At 74.3% G+C, this 19,593-nt stretch carries 17 protein-coding genes and 1 rRNA gene; 6 read left to right on the top strand and 12 right to left on the bottom strand.

Features of this window, described 5'->3' with window-relative positions; translation table 11 throughout:
* The first annotated feature begins 339 nt into the window (after window positions 1-339).
* Both ACIBW6_RS29655 and ACIBW6_RS29650 read left to right on the top strand, forming a co-directional pair.
* Window positions 340-2,142, top strand: a complete 1,803-nt coding sequence (locus tag ACIBW6_RS29655) for a glycoside hydrolase family 15 protein (RefSeq protein ID WP_399065178.1) — start codon at window positions 340-342, stop codon at window positions 2,140-2,142.
* Window positions 2,143-2,186: 44 nt separating this feature from the next.
* The gene (locus ACIBW6_RS29650; protein ID WP_399064931.1) at window positions 2,187-3,851 is read left to right on the top strand and encodes a PucR family transcriptional regulator; all 1,665 of its coding nucleotides are present in this window, start codon (window positions 2,187-2,189) and stop codon (window positions 3,849-3,851) included.
* A gap of 11 nt (window positions 3,852-3,862) precedes the next feature.
* On the opposite strand, the gene ACIBW6_RS29645 is transcribed toward ACIBW6_RS29650, so the two are convergent.
* The 6 genes from ACIBW6_RS29645 to ACIBW6_RS29620 form a co-directional block, all read right to left on the bottom strand.
* Window positions 3,863-5,074, bottom strand: a complete 1,212-nt coding sequence (locus ACIBW6_RS29645) for a glycosyltransferase family 4 protein (protein ID WP_399064929.1) — start codon at window positions 5,072-5,074, stop codon at window positions 3,863-3,865.
* A gap of 151 nt (window positions 5,075-5,225) precedes the next feature.
* Window positions 5,226-6,017: a hypothetical protein gene (locus ACIBW6_RS29640; protein WP_399064927.1), complete on the bottom strand. Its 792-nt coding sequence runs from the start codon at window positions 6,015-6,017 to the stop codon at window positions 5,226-5,228.
* A 50-nt stretch (window positions 6,018-6,067) separates the two neighbouring features.
* Window positions 6,068-7,792 carry a DNA repair protein RecN gene (recN, locus tag ACIBW6_RS29635; protein WP_399065176.1) on the bottom strand — a complete coding sequence of 575 codons (1,725 nt, stop codon included), beginning with the start codon at window positions 7,790-7,792 and terminating at the stop codon, window positions 6,068-6,070.
* Window positions 7,793-8,049: 257 nt separating this feature from the next.
* On the bottom strand, window positions 8,050-8,952 hold the full coding sequence (locus ACIBW6_RS29630) for an NAD kinase (RefSeq protein ID WP_399064925.1): 903 nt from the start codon (window positions 8,950-8,952) through the stop codon (window positions 8,050-8,052).
* The gene (locus ACIBW6_RS29625; RefSeq protein ID WP_399064923.1) at window positions 8,949-9,764 is read right to left on the bottom strand and encodes a TlyA family RNA methyltransferase; all 816 of its coding nucleotides are present in this window, start codon (window positions 9,762-9,764) and stop codon (window positions 8,949-8,951) included. Before ACIBW6_RS29625 ends, ACIBW6_RS29630 begins: the two co-directional genes overlap by 4 nt.
* Window positions 9,765-9,771: 7 nt before the next feature.
* Window positions 9,772-10,089: a hypothetical protein gene (locus ACIBW6_RS29620; protein WP_399064921.1), complete on the bottom strand. Its 318-nt coding sequence runs from the start codon at window positions 10,087-10,089 to the stop codon at window positions 9,772-9,774.
* 42 nt (window positions 10,090-10,131) lie between these two features.
* On the opposite strand from ACIBW6_RS29620, the gene ACIBW6_RS29615 reads away from it, so the two are divergent.
* Window positions 10,132-10,479, top strand: coding sequence for an SCP2 sterol-binding domain-containing protein (locus ACIBW6_RS29615; protein ID WP_399064919.1), 348 nt, complete (start codon window positions 10,132-10,134; stop codon window positions 10,477-10,479).
* Here ACIBW6_RS29615 and ACIBW6_RS29610 read toward each other — a convergent pair.
* Genes ACIBW6_RS29610 through ACIBW6_RS29600 form a run of 3 tightly spaced genes read right to left on the bottom strand, consistent with a single transcriptional unit; the run spans window position 10,463 to window position 13,442 of the window.
* On the bottom strand, window positions 10,463-11,365 hold the full coding sequence (locus ACIBW6_RS29610) for an ABC transporter ATP-binding protein (protein WP_399064917.1): 903 nt from the start codon (window positions 11,363-11,365) through the stop codon (window positions 10,463-10,465). The genes ACIBW6_RS29615 and ACIBW6_RS29610 overlap by 17 nt on opposite strands.
* Complete coding sequence (locus ACIBW6_RS29605) at window positions 11,362-12,399, bottom strand: FecCD family ABC transporter permease (protein ID WP_399064915.1); 1,038 nt, start codon at window positions 12,397-12,399, stop codon at window positions 11,362-11,364. Before ACIBW6_RS29605 ends, ACIBW6_RS29610 begins: the two co-directional genes overlap by 4 nt.
* A complete protein-coding gene (locus ACIBW6_RS29600; protein WP_399064913.1) occupies window positions 12,396-13,442 on the bottom strand; it encodes a FecCD family ABC transporter permease in 1,047 nt (348 codons plus the stop codon). The genes ACIBW6_RS29605 and ACIBW6_RS29600 overlap by 4 nt, the downstream gene beginning before the upstream one ends.
* A 286-nt stretch (window positions 13,443-13,728) precedes the next feature.
* Here ACIBW6_RS29600 and ACIBW6_RS29595 point away from each other — a divergent pair, with 286 nt between their 5' ends.
* Complete coding sequence (locus ACIBW6_RS29595) at window positions 13,729-14,577, top strand: siderophore-interacting protein (protein WP_399065174.1); 849 nt, start codon at window positions 13,729-13,731, stop codon at window positions 14,575-14,577.
* A gap of 318 nt (window positions 14,578-14,895) precedes the next feature.
* Here the strand turns inward: ACIBW6_RS29595 and ACIBW6_RS29590 are convergent, their stop codons facing one another.
* The gene (locus tag ACIBW6_RS29590; RefSeq protein WP_399064911.1) at window positions 14,896-15,948 is read right to left on the bottom strand and encodes an HAD hydrolase-like protein; all 1,053 of its coding nucleotides are present in this window, start codon (window positions 15,946-15,948) and stop codon (window positions 14,896-14,898) included.
* Window positions 15,949-16,020: 72 nt separating this feature from the next.
* Between ACIBW6_RS29590 and ACIBW6_RS29585 the strand changes: the two genes are divergently transcribed.
* A complete protein-coding gene (locus tag ACIBW6_RS29585) occupies window positions 16,021-17,304 on the top strand; it encodes a DUF1015 family protein (RefSeq protein WP_399064910.1) in 1,284 nt (427 codons plus the stop codon).
* A gap of 61 nt (window positions 17,305-17,365) precedes the next feature.
* Here the strand turns inward: ACIBW6_RS29585 and ACIBW6_RS29580 are convergent, their stop codons facing one another.
* A complete protein-coding gene (locus ACIBW6_RS29580; protein WP_399065172.1) occupies window positions 17,366-18,202 on the bottom strand; it encodes a hypothetical protein in 837 nt (278 codons plus the stop codon).
* A 609-nt stretch (window positions 18,203-18,811) separates the two neighbouring features.
* On the opposite strand from ACIBW6_RS29580, the gene ACIBW6_RS29575 reads away from it, so the two are divergent.
* On the top strand, window positions 18,812-19,501 hold the full coding sequence (locus ACIBW6_RS29575) for a hypothetical protein (protein WP_399065192.1): 690 nt from the start codon (window positions 18,812-18,814) through the stop codon (window positions 19,499-19,501).
* On the opposite strand, the gene rrf is transcribed toward ACIBW6_RS29575, so the two are convergent.
* Window positions 19,501-19,593: ribosomal RNA gene (rrf, locus tag ACIBW6_RS29570) — 5S ribosomal RNA — on the bottom strand; the annotation flags it as partial. The genes ACIBW6_RS29575 and rrf overlap by 1 nt on opposite strands.

The raw sequence follows: 19,593 nt of genomic DNA, 5'->3' as shown, positions 1-19,593 counted from the left end.
GGAGCGGCAAGCGGATCACTTGGGTGCGACGTATCCTGCTCGGACAGTCGGCTGTCGAGTCACACAGGAAAACGGCATCACAACGGCACCACCCCGTCCGTTCCCGACCGTAGGCCGGACCCGGAGACCGCTCTCCGGTGCCACCGCCGGAACAACCGGCTCGTCAGTTCGTTTGACAACGACGTACCCCCACGACGTATCAAGACGATCCGTTTGACCCACAATCGACCGTTGACCGTTGACCATTTTTACCGCTGACCGCTGAGACCCATTTGCGTTCGCCCCGCGCCACGCCGTCGCGGCTGCGGGGCGGACGTGGCCGTTCGACTGGAGACGCACGTGGCCGGGCGCATCGAGGATTACGCACTTATCGGAGACATGCAGACCGCTGCCCTGGTCTGCCGGGACGGCACAGTCGACTGGCTGTGCCTGCCCCGCTTCGACTCGCACGCCATTTTCGCCGGGCTGCTCGGCACCGAGGACCACGGGTTCTGGCGCCTGGGTCCCGCGCACGCCGAGGGCGAGGAGCCACCGAGCGCGGCCCGCCGCGGTTATCTGGGGGACTCGCTGATCCTGGAGTCCGAGTGGGACACCCCGCACGGCACGGTCCGCGTCACCGACTTCATGCCGCCACGTGACGGCGCGCCCCAGCTGACCCGGATCGTGGAAGGCGTCAGCGGCCGCGTCCGGATGCGTTCGGCGCTGCGGATGCGTTTCTCGTACGGGCGGATCACGCCCTGGGTGCACAAGGTGGACAACCGCACGGTCGCGGTGGCCGGGCCGGACTCCGTGTGGCTGGACTCCGAGGCCGAGACGTACGGCGAGGACCTGACCACGTACTCGGACTTCACGGTGGCGCCCGGCCAGCAGGTCGCGTTCACCATCCAGTGGCAGCCCTCGCACAAGGACCAGCCGCCGGTGCCGGACCCGCGGGGCGCCCTCGCGGCGACGGAGGAGTTCTGGCGCGAGTGGGTCGGGCACTGTACGTACCACGGCCCCTACCGCGAGGCCGTGGTGCGTTCCCTGATCACGCTCAAGGCGCTGACGTACGCGCCGACCGGCGGCATCGTCGCCGCGCCGACCACGTCGCTGCCGGAGGAGATCGGCGGCGTCCGCAACTGGGACTACCGCTACACCTGGCTGCGGGACGCGGCCATCACCCTGTCGTCGCTGCTGCGCACCGGCTACCGCGAGGAGGCCCGCGCCTGGCGCGAGTGGCTGCTGCGGGCCGTCGCGGGCGACCCGGAGAACCTGCAGATCATGTACGGCATCGCGGGCGAGCGCGAGCTGGGCGAGGCGGAGCTGGACTGGCTGCCCGGCTACGAGAACTCGGGCCCCGTGCGGGTCGGCAACGGGGCGGCGCACCAGCTCCAGCTCGACGTGTACGGCGAGGTCACCGAGGCGCTGCACCTCGCGCACATGACGGGCCTCGCCCGCAACGACTACGCCTCGCTGCTCCAGCTCAAGCTGATCCAGTACCTGGAGAAGCACTGGGACGAGCCGGACGAGGGCATCTGGGAGGTGCGCGGCCCGCGCCGGCACTTCGTCCACTCCAAGGTGATGGCCTGGGTCGCGGTCGACCGGACCATCAAGCTGCTGGAGTCGGGCGACGCGGACGGGCCGCTGGAGCGGTGGCGAGAGCTGCGCGACGACATCCACCGGGACGTGTGCGAGCGGGGCTACGACCCGGAGCGGAACACGTTCACGCAGTCCTACGGCAGCCGGGAGCTGGACGCGTCCTTGCTGCTCATCCCGCAGATGGGCTTCCTGCCGCCGGACGACAAGCGGGTGATCGGCACCATCGAGGCGATCCAGCGGGAGCTGTCCACGCCGGACGGCTTCATCCTGCGCTACCCGACCGACGGGGAGGCCGCGGGGCTCGACGGGCTGCCGGGCGACGAGGGGGCGTTCCTCGCCTGCTCGTTCTGGATGGCGGACGACCTGGCGATGATCGGCCGGGTCGACGAGGCGCGCAAGCTCTTCGAGCGCCTCCTGGCCCTCCGCAACGACCTGGGCCTGCTCGCCGAGGAGTGGGACCCGCACCTGCAGCGCCAGGTCGGCAACTTCCCGCAGGCGTTCAGCCACGTGCCGCTGATCGACACGGCCCTGCGGCTGACCTCGTCGGGCGCCTACAGCGGCTGACCCCGGGATGCCCGTGGAGCGGTCGCGCCGGTAGCGTCCGCTCCATGGACAGCTCCCCCGCCCCGCAGAACGTCCCCGGCGGCATCACCGTGCAGCGTGCCCTGGAACTGCCGGGGCTGCGCAGCGGGCTGCCCGAGGTGGTGGCGGGCGCGGACCGGCTGCAGCGGACCGTGCGCTGGGTGCACGCGGGCGAGGTCCCCAACATCGCGTCGCTGCTCAAGGGCGGCGAGCTGCTGCTGAGCACGGGGTATGGCATCGGGACCCGGCCCGCCGAGCAGCGGGCCTTCGTGCGCAAGCTGGCCGAGCGGGGCATCGCGGCGCTGGTGATCGAGCTGGGGCAGCGGTTCGCGCGGCTGCCCGCGGCGCTCGTGGAGACGGCGCGCGCGGCCGGCCTGCCGCTGGTGCAGCTGCACCGCGAGGTGCCGTTCGTGACGGTCACCGAGGAGATCCACACCGAGATCGTCAACGGGCACTACGCGCTGCTCCAGCGGGCCGAGGAGGTGCACCGGCGGTGCACCGAGGCGCTGCTCGGCGGCGGCGGGATCCCCCAGGTCCTGCGCATCCTCGCCGGGTTCAGCGGCAACCCGGTCTTCCTGGAGACCGTCGACGGACAGCTCCTGTACGCGGCCGGGGTCGCCGCCGACGTCGCCGACCCGCTCCAGGTGTGGCAGGGCATGCGCGGCACGCATCAGGACGAGCCGCCCGGCGGGGCGGTGCTCGTGGAGGTGCCCGGCGGCGGCCCCGGCGCCGGTTCGGTGCGGGCACGGCTCGTCCTGCTGCCCGCGTCGGCGCCGCTCGCGCCGGTGCACCGGATCGCCGCCGAGCGGGCCGCGGGCTCGCTGGCCGTGGTGCTGATGCAGGCCCGGCAGGAGGAGGAGCTCGCGGCGCTCGGCCGCGGCGACTTCCTCACCGACCTCGCCGAGGGCCGGATCGCGCCCGAGGACGCTCCCGCGCAGGCCCGGGTCCTTGGCTTCAGGCCCACCGGCCAGGGGCCGCTGCTCCCGGTGGTGATGCGGCTGCCGGAGGCCCCGGCCGGTTCGGTCGGCCTGTCCCCCGGCGGGGGCGGCTGGGCGGTGCTCGCCCGGGCCGTGTCGGAGGAGCTGGCCTCGGTCGGTGTCCCGGTCCTGCTGGGCGTACGTCCCGTGGAGGGGCGGGTGCCGCTGCTGATCGGGCTGCGCTCGGAGGGCGAGCGCCCGGCGGTCGCGGAGCGGGTCGGCGCGGCGCTGCGGGCCGGGGTGGAGCGGGCCGGGATGCGGCGGGCGGGCGCGAAGGCCTCGGTGGTGGTGGTCGGTGGCGCGGGCGGCTGGGCCGCGGCGGCGGCGGGCCTGCGGCACGCGGCGGAGACCGCGACGGCGGCGCAGGGCCTGGAGGACCGGGCCTGGTACGACGCGCGGCGCCTGGACATCGACCTGTTGCTGTGGCGGCTGCACTGCCACGACGAGGAGGCGCTTGCCGCGTTCGTGGAGCGGGCGATCGGTCCGCTCCAGGAGCACGACAAGCGGGCGAAGCCGCCGCTGCTGCCGACGCTGCAGATCTATCTGGCGCATGCGGGCCGCAAGGCGGAGACGGCGCGGGAGCTGCATCTGAACCGGCAGACCCTCTACAACCGCCTCGCCCGGATCGGGGAGTTGCTCGGCACGGACCTGGACGATCCGCAGACGGTGCTCGCGCTGAGCCTGGCGCTGCGGGCCCGCCGCCACGTGCCGTAGCGCGACCGGCCTCAGAAGGCGCCGGTCAACTCGTCGTAGATGCTGAGGACTTGTGCGACCGTGGCGTCCTCGGTCGGCCAGGACGCGGCCTGGGCACTGCCCAGATCCCGCAGTTCGGCGCGGCGCCCGGGGTCGGCCAGCAGCCGGTCGACGGCGCGGGCCAGCGCCGGAGCGTCGCCGTAGGGCACCAACTCGGCTGCTTCGCCGACCAGTTCGGGGATGCCGCCGACCGCGGTCGCGACCAGCGGGACCCGCGCGTGCAGCGCCTCCTGGGCGAGCAGCGAGCGCGACTCCCAACTGCTGGGCAGCAGGGCGACGTCGGCGGCGGGCAGCAGCTCGGCGATGTCGTCGCGCCGGCCGGCCAGCCGCACCGCCAGCCCCTCGCTCTCGATCCGCCGCTGGAGCGCGGCCCGTTCGGGCCCCTCACCGGCGATGACGAGCAGCGGCGCGGGGTCGTGGGCGAGCCAGGCGTGCGCGGCGTCGAGCAGCACGTCGTAGCCCCGGTGCCGCTCCAGGCTGCCGACGGCCATCAGCAACGGGCGGTCCAGGGCGCCGAGTTCGGCCCGGATCTTCAGACGGGCGCGTTCGGCGTCCTCAGCGCTCTCGGGGCGCCCGGCGTTTCCGGTGCTTGCGAAGGCTCCGGGATTCTCCGGGCCCTCGTGGCTCCCGGTGTCCTCGGCGCCCCTCCGCTCGGGCCTGCGCGGCAGCGAGGAGACCGCGGCGAGCCGGGCGTCCCGGGCGCCGCGCGCCCTGGCCCGGTCGACCAGGTCGGACGAGGTGCCGAGGACCACCGACGCGGCCCGGGCCACCCGCTTCTCCAGCATCCGCAGCAGGTGGGCGCGGGCCCCTTCGGCGTACGAGCGGGTGTGCCAGGTGACGACGAGCGGGATGCTCCGGCCGTGCAGCGCGAGGGAGGCGCGCAGGGCGGCGTGCAGTCCGTGCGCGTGCACCAGGTCGGCGTCGGCGCAGGCCACGCGGAGCGCGGCGACGGACGCCGGGTCGCTGCGGCGCGGCACCGCGAGGTGGTGGGCGCCGACGTCGCCGAACCCGTACGCGCGCTCCGCCTCGGACGGCGCGCAGACCGTGACGCGCACCCCGCGGGCGACCAGGCCCGCGGCCAGCGACCGGACGTGGGCGCTGCTGCCCGCGCTGCCGCCGCCCAGCACCTGCACGGTGCGCAGCGGCGACTGTCCGTGGGGTGAGTGGCTGCTCACGTGGCTCACGCGGCGGGGCTCCTGGTGCGTCGGTTCGGGTGGTCCAGGCCAAGGATGCCAGCCCGTACGGACGTTCCGGCACCGGCCACGGTCCCCCACGGGGCCGTCTCAGGCAACCCGGCGCACCGGACCACCCGCACGGGTGAGGTGGCGGCCGGTGTCACGCGCGGGGTCCCGGGCCCTGGCGCGCAGCGGTGAGGTCCTTGGCGGCCCACGCGCTCACCCGGGCCCCGCACGCGGCCGCCGCGACGAGGCCGGCTCCGTGCGCGAGCAGCCCGGCCCGCCCGTTGCCCGCGACGATGGCGACGCCGAGCGCGGCACCGAGCGCGTGTGCCCCGGCGTCGCCGAGCATGCCCCGCTCGGCGAGGTCGTCCGGGAGCACGGCCACGGCGGCCCCCATCGGCGCCGCCGCGAGCGATCCGCGCACCAGACCGGCGCTGCCGAGCACGAGAGCGGCCTGCGCGGCGCGGCCGGGGCGCACGTCGACGAGGTTGAGGAAATGCGCGGTACCGGCCACCACGACACCGGCCAGCGCCCGGTCGGCCCAGCGCTCCTTGAGCAGCGCGCCCGCGACGAGACCTGCGGCCGAGATGCCGAACAACTTCACGGCGCCGCTGGTCAGTTCGCCCTCGCGCAACGCGCCGAGGTGGGCGCGCGGGCCGCGCCGCGGATCGCCCGCCCCGGCCACGTCGTCGTACGCGCCGCAGGCCCCGGCCGCGACCGTGGCGATGAGGGCCGCGCCCCGGGTGCCCGGGTCCGCGGCGAGCGCGCCTGCCGCGACGCCGAGCGTGACGGCGGGCCCTGCGCACAGATCGACGTCCCGGCCCGCGTGGTTCGTGCGGTCCCACACGGCTGCGCCGCCCGGCTTGGTGCGGCGCAGAGCGGTGCGGGCGGCACGGGTGACGCCACCGGCGAGAGCGGCGGCACGCAGGAGGCGGGCGAGGTCGGTCATGCGCTCACCTTAGGCCCGCCCGCACGCCCGGCGTCCCCGTGCCCGTTGCGCTACGCGTCCGCCCGGGCCGTCTCGAGGAGCTCCTCCGCGTGGGCCCGCGCCGTCTGCGAGTCCTCCTGGCCCGCGAGCATCCGCGACAACTCCCGTACGCGGTCCTCGCCTTCGAGCACGGTGACCCCGGAGCGGGTGACGGTGCCGTCGTTCGTCTTCTCGACCAGGAGCTGGCGGTCGGCGAACGCGGCGACCTGCGGCAGGTGCGTGACGACCACGACCTGCGCCGACTTGGCGAGCTTGGCCAGGCGCCGGCCGATCTCGACGGCGGCCTTGCCGCCGACGCCCGCGTCGACCTCGTCGAAGAGGTAGGTGGGGACGGGGTCGGTGCCGGCGAAGACGACCTCCACCGCGAGCATCACCCGGGACAGCTCACCGCCGGACGCGCCCTTGGCGATGGGGCGGGGCGGTGCCCCCGGGTGCGGGGCGAGCAGCAGCTCGACCTCGTCGACGCCGCTGGGCCCGCAGGCCACCGTCCGGCCGTCGACCTCGACGCCGTCGTCCGCGTCGGTCCCGGTCTGCCGGATGTCGAAGGAGACCCGGGCGTGCGGCATGGCCAGCGAGGCCAGCTCGTCGGTGACGGCGGCCGCGAACCGGGAGGCCGCCTCGGTGCGGGCGTGTGTCAACTCCTGCGCCAGGGCGCCCAGTTCGTCGCGGAGTGCGGCGCGCTCTGCGGCGAGTTCACCGATCCGCTCGTCGTCGCCGTCGAGTTCGAGCAGCCGTGCGGCGCTCGTCTCGGCCCAGGCGAGCACACCGGCGATGTCCTCGCCGTACTTGCGGGTCAGCTGAGTGAGGGCCGCGCGCCGCTCCTCCACGGCCGAGAGCCGCAGCGGGTCGGCGTCCAGGTCGTCGGCGTACCCGGCGAGCTCGGCGGCGACGTCGGTGAGCAGGATCTGCACCTCGCCGATCCGCTCGGCGAGCGCGGCGAGGGCCGGGTCGTGGGAGCGGACGGCGTCCAGGGCGCGGCCGGCGCCGCCGACCAGGGTCGTGGCGTCGACGCTCTCCGGGTCCTCGGGGTTCCCGGCGAGCGCGGCGTGCGCGGCGGCGGCGGCCGAGGCGAGCGCCTCCGCGTGGCCGAGCCGCGAGGCCTCCTCGGCCAGTTCGACGTCCTCGCCCGCGCGGGGTTCGACGGCGGCGATCTCGTCGAGCCCGAACCGCAGCAGGTCCGCTTCCTGGGCCCGCTCCCGGGCGCGGGTGGTGATCTCGTCGAGCTCGGCGCTGACGGTCCTCAGCCGCTTGTACACGGCCGCGTACTTGGCGAGCGGCCCGGCGACGGCGTCCCCCGCGTACCGGTCGAGCGCCTGGCGCTGGCGTCCGAGCTTCAGCAGCCCCTGCTGGTCGGTCTGGCCGTGGACGGCCACCAGCTCGTCGGCCAGCTCGGCGAGGACGCCCACCGGCACGGAGCGCCCGCCCAGGTGCGCCCGCGAGCGCCCCTCGGCCGACACGGTGCGGCTGACCAGCAGCGCCCCGTCGTCCAGCTCGGCACCGGCCTCCTCGGCACGCACCGCGGCGCCGGAGCCCGCGGGCACGGTGAGGCGCCCCTCCACCACGGCGCTCTTCGCGCCGATCCGCACGAGCGCGGCGTCGGCCCGCCCGCCGAGCAGCAGCCCGAGGCTGGTGACCACCATCGTCTTGCCCGCACCGGTCTCGCCGGTCACCGCAGTGAAGCCGGGTGACAGCTCGACCACAGCGTCGTCGATGACTCCGAGCGACCGTATCCGCATCTCCTCCAACACGAACACGACCTTACGAGGTCCCGGCCCCTCCGTGCGACGGCCCCCGTCCCCAGTGCCCCGAAAGGGGCCCGACCATCGACACATCTTCCACGTCAGTGCCCCGACAGGGGCGCGGGGAACTGCGCGCGCAACCCCCACGACCCGCCGCCCGGCAGCAACACCGCCACCACCCCGGACCTGTCCGCCCAGACCACCCCGCACAACCCGACCCGGAGCACAGATCTCCAGGCCCCCCGGGGGCACCGCTAAGGCGCCCCCCGCCACCCCGCCACCGGCAACGCGAACTTCGCCACCAGCCGATCCGTGAACACCGCATGATGCAGCCGGGCCAGCCGCACCGGCACGGCCCCCCGCCGCACCTCCACCCGCGCCCCGGCGGGCAACCCCACCGTCCGCCGCCCGTCGCACCACAGCACCCCGTGCGGCGTGTGCGGCTGCACCTCGACGGCCAGCACCGAGTTCGGCGAGGTCACCAGGGGCTTGGCGAACAGGGCGTGCGCGCTGATCGGCACCATGAGCAGCGCCTCGACCTCGGGCCAGACCACGGGCCCGCCCGCCGAGAAGGCGTACGCGGTCGACCCGGTCGGCGTCGCGCAGACGATCCCGTCGCAGCCGAACCCGGTGACGGGCCGCCCGTCGATCTCCAGCACGACCTCGAGCATCCGCTCGGGCTCGGTCTTCTGCACGGCGGCCTCGTTCAGCGCCCAGTCGCGGTGCACGACGTCCCCGTTGCGGTGCACGACGACGTCGATCGTCATGCGCTCCTCGACCTCGTACTCCTTGGTGACGACGCGGTCGACGACCTGGTCGAGGTCGTCCCGCTCCGCCTCCGCGAGGAACCCGACGCGCCCCAGGTTCACGCCGAGCATCGGCACCCCGGACGCGCGGGCGAACTCGGCCCCGCGCAGCAGCGTCCCGTCACCGCCGAGGACGATGAGCAGCTCGGCCCCGTCGAGGCAGGCGGGCGTGGCCTCCTTGACCAGCTCGACCTCGGGCGGCAGCGGCAGGTCGGCCGCCTCCGACTCCAGGACCCGCACGCCGATGCCGTGCTTCAGCAGGCCCTGGACGACGCGCTCGGCGCTGCGGATGGCCGCGGGCCGCCCGGTGTGCGCGAGCAGGAAAACAGTACGAGCTCGGGTCTGTGTCAACGCGGCCCCTCCGCCACTGCACGGTCGATGTCGGCCGGGTCCGGTTCGGGCGCCCCGGCACGCAGCCACAGAAAATACTCGACATTTCCGGAAGGCCCGGGCAGGGGGCTCGCGGTGACGCCCCGCACGCCGAGCCCGAGCTTGAACGCCTGTGCGGCCACACCTCGCACGGCCTCGGCCCGCAGCTCGGGGCTGCGCACGACACCGCCGCTGCCGAGCCGCTCCTTGCCGACCTCGAACTGCGGCTTGACCATGAGGACGAGGTCCGCGTCGGGCGCCGCGCACCGGGCCAGGGCGGGCAGCACCAGGCCCAGTGGGATGAAGGACAGGTCGCCGACCACGATGTCCACCGGCACGCCGTCGATCGCTTCCAGCGTCAACTCGCGTACGTTCGTACGGTCCTTGACGGTGACGCGTTCGTCGCTCTGGAGTGACCAGGCGAGCTGCCCGTAGCCGACGTCGACGGCGACGACGTGCGCGACCCCGGCCCGCAGCAGGACGTCGGTGAAGCCCCCGGTCGACGCGCCGGCGTCCAGCGCCCGCCGCCCCTCCACCACGAGCCCCTGCGGCGTGAAGGCCGCCAGCGCGCCCGCGAGCTTGTGCCCGCCGCGCGAGACGTACTCGGGGTCGTCGTCGTCCGGCGCGACGACGATCGCCGCGGCCTTCTCCACCTGCGTCGCCGGCTTGGTCGCGACGATCTTGCCGACGGAGACCCGGCCGGCCGCGATCAGCTGGCTGGCGTGCTCCCGCGAGCGGGCCAGCTCACGGCGGACGAGTTCGGCGTCGAGGCGGATACGTGCCACACCTGCCACGGTCGGTTCAGCTCCTGTGCTCATACGGGGAAGACGGCCGGGGCGTGGCGTCCAGCGCGGTCAGCGCGGCGCGCAGCCCCTGGTGTACATCCTCGTACACCTCGGCGTGTCCGTCCGCCGCGAGGTGGTCCACGTCGCCGAGCCGCTCCAGCTGCGCGTCCACGTCCGCGTTGCCGGTGGGGGTGCGGTCGACCCCTAGGGGGGCGGGCGCCGCGGGTTCGTACGACGCCTCACCGGAGGCCGCCGCTCCGGCACCAGTGTCGGCGGCTCCTACGTCAGCTCCGGCGTCGGCTGCGGCTCCGGCTTCCGCGGGGATCTCGCTCATGCCCAGACGCTACCCCGGAAGCCCCGTGTACGGTCGATCACGATGGCGACGACGCAGGAGTGCCGGGCGGCACTCGACACACTCTCGGACACCATGGCGGGCGCGGACGGGGAGGTCCGGGCCGCCGCGGCGCTCGACCGCACCCTGAGCTGCCACGTCACGGACCTGGACGTGACGTTCTCCGGACGGCTCGCGGACGGCCGGATCGAGGTGCTCGCCACCCGGCCCGGACCGCCCGCGGAGAAGGCGCAGATCCGCCTCGCGATGACCGGCGACGACCTGGTGGCGCTGGTGCGGGGCCGGCTGAACTTCGCGAAGGCGTGGGCCGCGGGCCGCATCCGCCTCGAAGCCTCGTTCCGGGACCTGCTGCGCCTCAGGACGCTGCTCTAGCCACCTCGGGGGCCTTCGCGTGGCCGGGCTGCCGCGCCTTGCGGGCCGCGGGCACGACCAGCGGGGTCCCCGTCTCCGGATCGTCGATGACCTGGCACTTCATCCCGAACAGCCGCTCGACGAGGTCGGCGGTGACGATGTCCTTCGGCGCCCCCTCCGCGATGATCTCGCCGCCGCGCAGGGCGATGAGGTGGGTGGCGTACCGGGCCGCGTGGTTGAGGTCGTGCAGCACCGCGACGAGCGTGCGCCCCTGCTCCTCGTGCAGCTCCGCGCAGAGGTCGAGCACGTCGATCTGGTGCTGGATGTCGAGGAACGTCGTCGGCTCGTCGAGGAGCAGCAGCGGCGTCTGCTGGGCGAGCGCCATCGCGATCCACACGCGCTGGCGCTGGCCGCCGGAGAGCTCGTCGACGTAGCGGTCGGCGAGTTCGGCGACGCCGGTGGACTCCATCGACTCCCGGACGACCTGCTCGTCCTCGGGCGACCACTGGCGCAGGAGGCCCTGGTGCGGGTAGCGGCCGCGGGCGACGAGGTCGCCGACGGTGATGCCGTCGGGCGCGACGGACGACTGCGGCAGCAGACCGAGCGTCTTGGCGACCTTCTTCGCGGGCATCGACTGGATGGCGTTGCCGTCGAGCAGGACCCGGCCCGCGCTCGGCTTGAGCATCCGCGACAGGGCGCGCAGCAGCGTGGACTTGCCGCAGGCGTTCGGGCCGACGATGACCGTGAAGGAGTGGTCGGGGATCTCCACGGACAGCTTCTCGGCGATGACGCGCTGGTCGTATCCGAGGGTCACGTCGTCGGCTATCAGCCTGTTCACAGCGGTGCTCCTTGCGTTTCGGTGCGGCTGGGCCGGGTCGGCGGGGCGGGGGTCGAGGCGGGCGCTCATATCCGGCCCGCCTTGCGCTCGGTGACCAGCAGCCAGAGCAGATAGGCGCCGCCGACGACGCCGGTCACCACGCCGACGGGCAGCTGGTCCGCGCCGAACATCCGCTGCGAGGCCAGGTCGGCGACGATCAGGAGGGTGGCGCCCATCCAGGTGGCGGCCGTCAGGTTCGGCCCGGGCGACTTGGTCAGGCGCCGGGCGATCTGCGGGGCGGTGAGCGCCACGAAGACGACGGGCCCGGCCGCGGCGGTCGCGGCGGCGGTCAGGAAGACGGAGGCGGTGAGCAGCAGCAGCCGGGTCCGTTCGACCCGGATGCCGAGCGCGCCGGCCGAGTCGTCGCCCATCTCCAGCATGCGCAGCGGCCGCGCGAACGCCGCGACGACCGGCACGAGGACCGCGAAGAGGATCAGCAGCGGCCACACCTGCTCCCAGCCGCGGCCGTTGAGGGACCCGGTCATCCACACGGTGGCGCGGGCCGCGTCCACGAAGTCGGCCTTGGTCAGCAGGTAGCCGTTGATCGCGGTGACGAACGCGGAGACGCCGATGCCGACGAGGACGAGGCGGTAGCCGTGCACACCCCGCTTCCAGGCCAGCACGTAGATCAAAAGCCCGGTGACGAGTCCGCCGACCAGCGCACCGGCCGCGACCGCCCCGGCGCTGCCGCCGAAGATGACGATCATGACGAGCGCGCCGGAGGTCGAGCCCTGCCCGATGCCGAGCACGTCGGGGCTGCCCAGCGGGTTGCGCGAGATGGACTGGAAGAGGGCGCCCGACAGGCCGAGCGCGCCGCCGACCAGCAGGCCGACGAGGACCCGCGGCAGCCGCAGGTCGTTGATGATGAACTCCTGCCCGGCGTTGCCGTCGCCCGTCAGGGCGCGCAGCACGTCGAGGGCCGGGATCGGGAAGTCGCCGGTGCCGATCAGGACGACGCTCGCGGCGAGCGCGGCCACGACGAGGACGGCCACGACGACGGCCGCCCGCAGGTCGAGGCGGACGGAGAGGCCGCCCGGAGTACGGACCGCCTTGGGCGTCTTCACAGCTGGGCCAACCTCCGGCGTCGTACGAGAAAGATGAAGACCGGCGCGCCGATGACGGCGGTGACGATGCCGACCTGGAGTTCGGCCGGGCGGGCCACGAGCCGGCCGACCACGTCGGCGCCGAGCAGCAGCACGGGCGACAGGACCGCCGCGTACGGCAGGATCCAGCGCATGTCCGGCCCGGTGAACGAGCGCACGATGTGCGGCACCATCAGGCCGACGAAGACGATGGGCCCGCAGGCCGCGGTGGCGGCGCCGCAGAGCAGCGTCGCGGCGGCCATGCTCAGGGCGCGGGTGCGGCCGAGGTGGGCGCCGAGGGCGCGGGCGGTGTCGTCGCCCATCGCCATCGCGTTCAGCGGCCGGGCCAGGGCGAAGGCGAGCACGACACCGACGGCGATGAACGGCAGCACCTGCTGGATGATGTCCGTCTTGGCACTGGCCAGCGAGCCGACCTGCCAGAACCGCATCCGGTTGAGCGCCACGTCGTCGGTGATCATCACGGCGTAGAGGTAGCCGGAGAGCGCCGCGGTGATCGCGGTCCCGGCGAGCGCGAGCCGCACCGGCGTGGCGCTGCGGGTGCCCCCCAGTACGTACACGAGGACCCCGACGGCGGCGGCGCCGAAGAAGGCGAACCACACGTAGCCGCTGAGCGAGGTCACTCCGAAGAAGCTGATGGCGGTGACGACCGCGGCCGAGGCGCCCATGTTGATGCCGAGGATGCCGGGGTCGGCCAGCGGGTTGCGGGTCAGCGCCTGGAGCACGGCGCCGGCGAGGCCGAGCGCGACCCCGGCCAGCAGACCGAGCAGCGTCCGCGAGACGCGTTCGCCGACGACGATGTCCGCGTACGTGCCCGAGTCGTGGAAGAGGCCGTGCCAGACCTGGTCGAGCGCGAGCGGTTTGGCGCCGACGGCGATGCTCGCCACGAGGACGGCGACCAGCACGACGAGCGAGGCGAGCAGCCCGGCCGTGCGTATTGCCGCACGACGGCCGGGGGGCGCGGGTACGGGCTCCGCGCTCGTTTCTGGGGGACTGTCGACCAACACGAGGTTAGGTTAGCCTACCCTCCGAATCGGTCACATCCCGCTGTGCCGAGAGAAGCATCTCCCATGCCTCCTGCCCTGTCACGGGCGGCCCCCGGCGTGCGCCGGACGCGGTCGGTGCGACGTCCGCCCTCGGTGGGTCCGCCCTCGGTGCTCTGCTCACCGCGTGCGGCGACGGCAAACCCGGCGGCGGCCCCGGCCCGCCACCGGCCCGCCGCCGGCCTGCCGCCGGCGCCCGGTGAGCCCAGGAGGCCACCCCATGACGGAACAGACCCAGGAGGCCACCCCCATGACCGAGACCGCCACGCCGGCCGCAGCCGCCCCGGTTCCGGCACCCTCGCCCTTCGGCCTGTTCGACCTGCACGTCCTGCGCGTCGAGCGCGTCACCCCGGTCATGATCCGGGTCGTCTTCGGCGGCCCGGACCTCGCCCGCATGGCCACGGCCGGCCGCGACCAGCGCATCAAGCTGTTCCTGCCGTCGCCGGGGCAGCCGGCCCCACGCCTCCCGGACGCGTCCGACAGCGGGTGGTACGCCACGTGGCAGTCCTACGACCCGGCGACGCGCGGCATCATGCGGACCTACACGATCCGCACCCTGGACGCCGCCGCCGGTGAGCTGACGGTCGACTTCGCGGCCCACGGCGACGAGGGACCGGCGTCCCGCTGGGCGCTGCGGGCCGCCCCGGGCGACCGGGCAGGCGTCTTCGCCCCGGTCACCGCGGAGAACCAGGCCTTCGAGTTCCGGCCGCCCGCCGGCACCGACTGGATCCTCCTGGCCGCGGACCCCTCGGCCCTGCCGGCCGTCGCCAACATCCTGGCGCAGCTGCCGCCCTCCGTCCCCGTCCGCGCCTGGATCGAGGTGCCCTCGACGGACGACCGGCAGGAGCTAGGCGCGGGCCCGGACACGGACATCACCTGGCTGACCGCCACCGGCTCCACCCCCGAGGCGCTCCGCACGGCAGCGCTCCCCGAGGGCACGCCCTACGCCTGGGTGGCGGGCGAGTCGACGACGGTGAAGGCGATCCGCCGCCACCTGGTGCAGGAACGCGGCTTCGACCGCACCCGCGTCCAGTTCAGCGGCTACTGGCGCCGGGGCACGTCGGAGGACGGCCTCCAGGAAACGGGCGAGGCAGCCTGACCGGTCCCGGCCGCGCCCCGCGGGGCGGCCTGACCCGTCCCCTCCGAGCCCCCGCGGGGCGGCCCGACCGGTCCCCTCCGCGCCCCCGCAGGGCGGCCTGACCCGTCCCCTCCGCGCCCCCGCAGGGCGGCCCGGCCGGTCCCCTCCGCGCCCCCACAGGGCGGCCCGACCCGGTCCCTCCGCGGCCCCCGCAGGACAAGACAGCGCGACCCGTCCCCTCCGCGCCCCCGCAGGGCCGCCTGACCCGTCCCCTCTACGCCCCCGTGAGGCGGCCTGACACCACCACCCCCATCACCCCGCACGGCAGCCGGAGCACCCCTACATCCCCAACCGTGCCAACACCTTCGCCGCGTCCAGCTCGCACGTCCCGTCCCCCGCCGCCGTCCAGGCGGCAGCGCACAGCGCGCGCAGGCCGTCGATCTCGTCGCCGTCCCCCTCCAGCTCCAGCCGCTCGTCCCCGGCCGTGGCCGTCCATCCGCCGCACCGGAACCCGTCGCCTTCCCCGCTCACTTCCGGCTGGCCGGTCAGCACGCCGCGCAGGTCCCGGTCCACGTACGTGGGCCGGTGCCGCGGCGGCGCGGCCAGCAGTTGCGCCCCGTCCGTCACGCCGGTGAGCACGAGCAGCGAGTCGACCTCCCCGTTGAACGCGCCCTCGATGTCCGTGTCCAGCCGGTCCCCCACCACCAGCGGCGTCTTCGCGCCGGTCCGCAGGATCGTCTCCCGGTGCATCGGCGGCAGCGGCTTCCCCGCCACCTTCGGCTCGGCCCCGGTCGCGATCCGGACGACCTCGACCGCCGCCCCGTTCCCCGGCGCGATCCCGCGGGCGCTCGGAATCGTCAGGTCCGTGTTGGAGGCGAACCACGGCACCCCCGCGGCGATCGCGTAACAGGCCTCGGCGAACCGCCCCCACGCCATGTCGGGCCCGCCGTACCCCTGCGCGACGGCCACCGGCTCGTCCTCGGCGGAGTCCACTGGTTCGAGGCCCCGCTCCCGCAGGGCGACCCGCAGCCCCTCCCCGCCGATCACCAGCACCCGCGCCCCCTCGGGCACCTCGTCGCTGATGAGCCGGGCGACGGCCTGCGCCGAGGTGATGACGTCCCCGGCCTCGGACGGGATCCCGAGCTCGCACAGGTGGTCGGCCACGGCACCGGGCGTCCGCAGCGCGTTGTTCGTGACGTACGCCAGCCCCATCCCCGCCTCCCGCGCCTCGGCCAGCGAGTCGACGGCGTGCGCGATGGCCTCCCCACCCGCGTACACGACCCCGTCCAGGTCGAGCAGCGCGGTGTCGTACGCCTCGCTCAGTGCCCGCGAACTGCTCCCGGGCCGCACCCGCGGCCCCCCGTCGCCCGCACCGCTCGCGCTCTGGCTCATTTCCGTATCGCCCTTCCCTCGATCCACTCCCCCGATCATCCCCCAAGCCGCTGACACTCGTACGATGCACTGATGAACACTGCAGGTGACGGCTTGGATCTGCGCCCCTTCCGCGGGGTGCGCTACGTCCCCGCGCGCATCGGCAGCCTCGCCGCCGTCACCTCGCCCCCGTACGACGTCGTCGTCCGCCCGGACGGCCTGCTGCACCTGGAGAGCGCGGACCCGCACAACATCGTCCGCCTGATCCTCCCGCAGGCCGGCCCGTCGGGCTCCCCCCAGGCACGCAACGACCAGGCGGCCTCGACCCTGCACCGCTGGCTCGCCGAGGGCGTCCTCGCCCCCGACGCCGAACCGGCCCTCTACGTGTACGAACAGCGCGGCGGCGGCCTGCTCCAGCGCGGGCTCATCGGCGCCCTGCGCCTGTCCGACGCCGCCCAGGGCGTGGTCCTGCCGCACGAGGACGTGATGCCGCACGTGGTCGAGGACCGCGCCGGCCTCATGCGCACCACGGAAGCGAACTTCGAGCCGCTCCTGCTGACCTACCGCGGCGACGGCGACGCGACGGGCGCCACCGCCGTCATCGAGGCCACGGCCCGCCGCGCCCCGCTCCTGGCGACGACCACCGAGGACGGCTACAGCCACCGCCTGTGGGCCCTCACCGACCCGGCGGACATCCAGCGGGTCCGCGCCGACCTCGCCCGCCATCAGGCCCTGATCGCCGACGGCCACCACCGCTGGGCGACCTACCTGCGGCTGCGGGCCGAACACCCGTCGCCCTCCCCGTGGGACCACGGCCTGGTCCTCCTGGTCGACACGGCCCGCTATCCACTGCGGGTCCGCGCCATCCACCGGCTGCTGAACCGCCTCCCGGTCGACCGCGCCCTCGCCGCGGCCGCCCCCTTCTTCCGCGTCCAGGAGGTCAAGGGCCCGCTCGACCGGGCCCTGGAGTCGCTCGCCGAGGCCGCGGCGGGCGGCAATGCCTTCCTCCTCACCGGCGCCGACGCCACGTACCACCTGCTGGACCGCCCCGACCCGGCGCTCCTCGCCCGCACGGTCCCCGCGGACCGCCCCGAGGCCTGGCGCACCCTGGACGCGACGGTCCTGCACTCGACCCTCCTCGGCCACGTCTGGGGCATCCCGGAGGACTCCCCCGCCGACGTCGCGTACATCCACGACACGGAGGCGACGGTCGAGAAGGCGCGGCGCGACGACGGCACGGCCGTCCTCATGCACCCGGTCCGCGAGGACGTGGTCCGGGAGCTGGCGCGCCAGGGCGTGACGATGCCCCGCAAGTCGACGTCGTTCGGCCCGAAGCCGGCCACCGGCCTGGTCCTGCGCACGCTCACCGACGACTGACGGGCGGGCCCCGAAGGACCCGCCCGTCATCTGTCATCCGCTACTGCGGACGCCTCGCCTACTACTTCCGCTCGGCGCCGTCCGCGTCCTCGCCGTCGCCGTCGGAGTCGCGGAAGCCACCATCGGCGTCATCGAAGTCACCGTCGGCGTCATCTTGGTCGTCGGCCTCGACCGCGCCACGGGTGGAGCCGACGCTCGCCTCGATGTCGTCTCCCTCGTCGTCGAAGGCGTCGACGAACTCGACTCCGTCCAGCTCGGCCAGCCGGTCCGACGCGTCCGTGGTGCCGTCCTTGTCGGACTCCACGGCCTTGGCGAACCACTCCCGGGCCTCGCCCTCACGATCCGCGGCCAGCAGCGCGTCGGCGTAGGCGTACCGCAGCCGCGCGGTCCACGGCTGTACGGAGTTCGAGGCCAGCTCGGGGCTCTGCAGCGTCACGATGGCGGCGTCCAGCTGCCCCATGTCGCGCCGGGCACCGGCGGCCACGAGCCGCATCTCGACCTGGCCGGCCTTGTCGAGCTTCTGCACCTCGGGCGCCCCGGCCATGTCGAGCGCCTTCTCGGGCCGCTCGAGTCCGCGCTCGCAGTCAGCCATCACGGGCCACAGCTCCACGCGCCCGGTCATCCGCCGCGCCGCCCGGAACTCGGCGAGCGCCTCGCTGTAGTTCTGGCTGGCGTAGGCGGCGAACCCGGCGGCCTCGCGGACCGCGGCGACGCGGGACGCGAGCCGCAGTGCGACCTTCGCGTACCCGTAGGCGCCCTCGGCGTCCTCGTCGATGAGCCGGGCCACCATCACCAGGTTCTTGGCGACGTCCTCCGCGAGCCCCTTCGGCAGGGACTGCAGCTCCTGCTGTACGTCCTTGTCGAGCTCGAAGCCGGAGACGTCCTCGGGGATCGGCAGCCGCCGGATCGGCTCACGGTCCCGCTCGCGCTCGTCGCGGTAGCGGCCGCCACCACGGCGGTCGTCGCGCCGGTCGTCCCGCCGGTCGTCACGGCCCCGGTAGCCACCGCCCCCACCGGGACGCCCGCCCCGGTCGTCGCGCCCACGGAACCCGCCACCACGGTTGTCGTCCCGCCGGTCGTCGCGCCCGCGGAAACCACCGCCACGGCTGTCCCCACCGCGGTCATCGCGGCGGTCGTCACGGCGGAAGGGGGGCCGGTCACCATCGCGACGGGGACCCCGGTCGCGGTCACGGTCCCCGTACGAGGGACGGTCGTCGCGTCCACGGAACCCGCCACCACGGTTGTCGTCCCGCCGGTCGTCGCGCCCGCGGAAACCACCGCCACGGCTGTCCCCACCGCGGTCATCGCGGCGGTCGTCACGGCGGAAGGGGGGCCGGTCACCATCGCGACGGGGACCCCGGTCGCGGTCACGGTCTCCGTAGGAGGGACGGTCGTCCCGGCCACGGAACCCGCCACCACGGTTGTCATCACGCCGGTCATCACGACGGAACCCGCCACCACGGTTGTCCCCGCCGCGGTTGTCGTCACGCCGGAAGCCGCCACCACGGTGGTCGTCACGCCGGTCGTCACGGCGGAAGGGGGGCCGGTCACCATCGCGACGGGACCCCCGATCACGGTCACGATCCCCGTACGAGGGACGGTCGTCGCGCCCACGGAACCCGCCACCACGGTTGTCATCACGCCGGTCATCACGACGGAACCCGCCACCGCGGTTGTCGCCACCACGGTTGTCATCGCGGCGGTCGTCACGGCGGAAGGGGGGCCGGTCACCGTCACGACGGGGACCACGATCACGGTCACGATCCCCGTAAGAGGGACGGTCGTCCCGGCCACGGAACCCGCCACCACGGTTGTCATCACGCCGGTCATCACGCCCGCGGAAACCACCGCCGCGGCTGTCCCCACCGCGGTTGTCATCGCGCCGGTCGCCACCACGGAACGGGGGCCGGTCACCGTCACGGCGCGGACCACGATCCCGGTCACCCTGCGGCCGGTCGCGGCGCGGAGCGCCACCGCTGCTGTAGCCGCCACGGTCACCACTGTCCCGGCGGCGCTGATCGCGCTCCGGTCGCTCGTCGGGAGAGTTGGTGGGCATCGGGGTGACTCCTGTCTTCGGTACCGCATTCATTCTCGCGCAGCCGGCGGACCGGCGCGCTGCGAGAAAAGTTCTGGAAATACAAAAAGGACCTTCGGTCCCAGCATGTGTGCCGGGACCGAAGGTCCTCTTCAAAAATAGTTCGGCGGCGTCCTACTCTCCCACAGGGTCCCCCCTGCAGTACCATCGGCGCTGTGAGGCTTAGCTTCCGGGTTCGGAATGTAACCGGGCGT

The sequence above is a fragment of the Streptomyces sp. NPDC049813 genome (assembly GCF_044465085.1).
Classification (GTDB): domain Bacteria; phylum Actinomycetota; class Actinomycetes; order Streptomycetales; family Streptomycetaceae; genus Streptomyces.
This window is presented reverse-complemented; position numbering and strand designations above follow the sequence as displayed.

What these genes read in the sequence shown, in the direction of transcription:
- recN (WP_399065176.1), bottom strand. Translation starts at nt 7,792, where the DNA reads ATGCGGATACGGTCGCTCGGAGTCATCGACGACGCTGTGGTCGAGCTG.
- ACIBW6_RS29610 (WP_399064917.1), bottom strand. Translation starts at nt 11,365, where the DNA reads ATGAGCGCCCGCCTCGACCCCCGCCCCGCCGACCCGGCCCAGCCGCAC.
- ACIBW6_RS29615 (WP_399064919.1), top strand. Translation starts at nt 10,132, where the DNA reads ATGGCGACGACGCAGGAGTGCCGGGCGGCACTCGACACACTCTCGGAC.
- ACIBW6_RS29590 (WP_399064911.1), bottom strand. Translation starts at nt 15,948, where the DNA reads ATGAGCCAGAGCGCGAGCGGTGCGGGCGACGGGGGGCCGCGGGTGCGG.
- ACIBW6_RS29595 (WP_399065174.1), top strand. Translation starts at nt 13,729, where the DNA reads ATGACCGAGACCGCCACGCCGGCCGCAGCCGCCCCGGTTCCGGCACCC.
- ACIBW6_RS29650 (WP_399064931.1), top strand. Translation starts at nt 2,187, where the DNA reads ATGGACAGCTCCCCCGCCCCGCAGAACGTCCCCGGCGGCATCACCGTG.
- ACIBW6_RS29640 (WP_399064927.1), bottom strand. Translation starts at nt 6,017, where the DNA reads ATGACCGACCTCGCCCGCCTCCTGCGTGCCGCCGCTCTCGCCGGTGGC.
- ACIBW6_RS29585 (WP_399064910.1), top strand. Translation starts at nt 16,021, where the DNA reads ATGAACACTGCAGGTGACGGCTTGGATCTGCGCCCCTTCCGCGGGGTG.
- ACIBW6_RS29620 (WP_399064921.1), bottom strand. Translation starts at nt 10,089, where the DNA reads ATGAGCGAGATCCCCGCGGAAGCCGGAGCCGCAGCCGACGCCGGAGCT.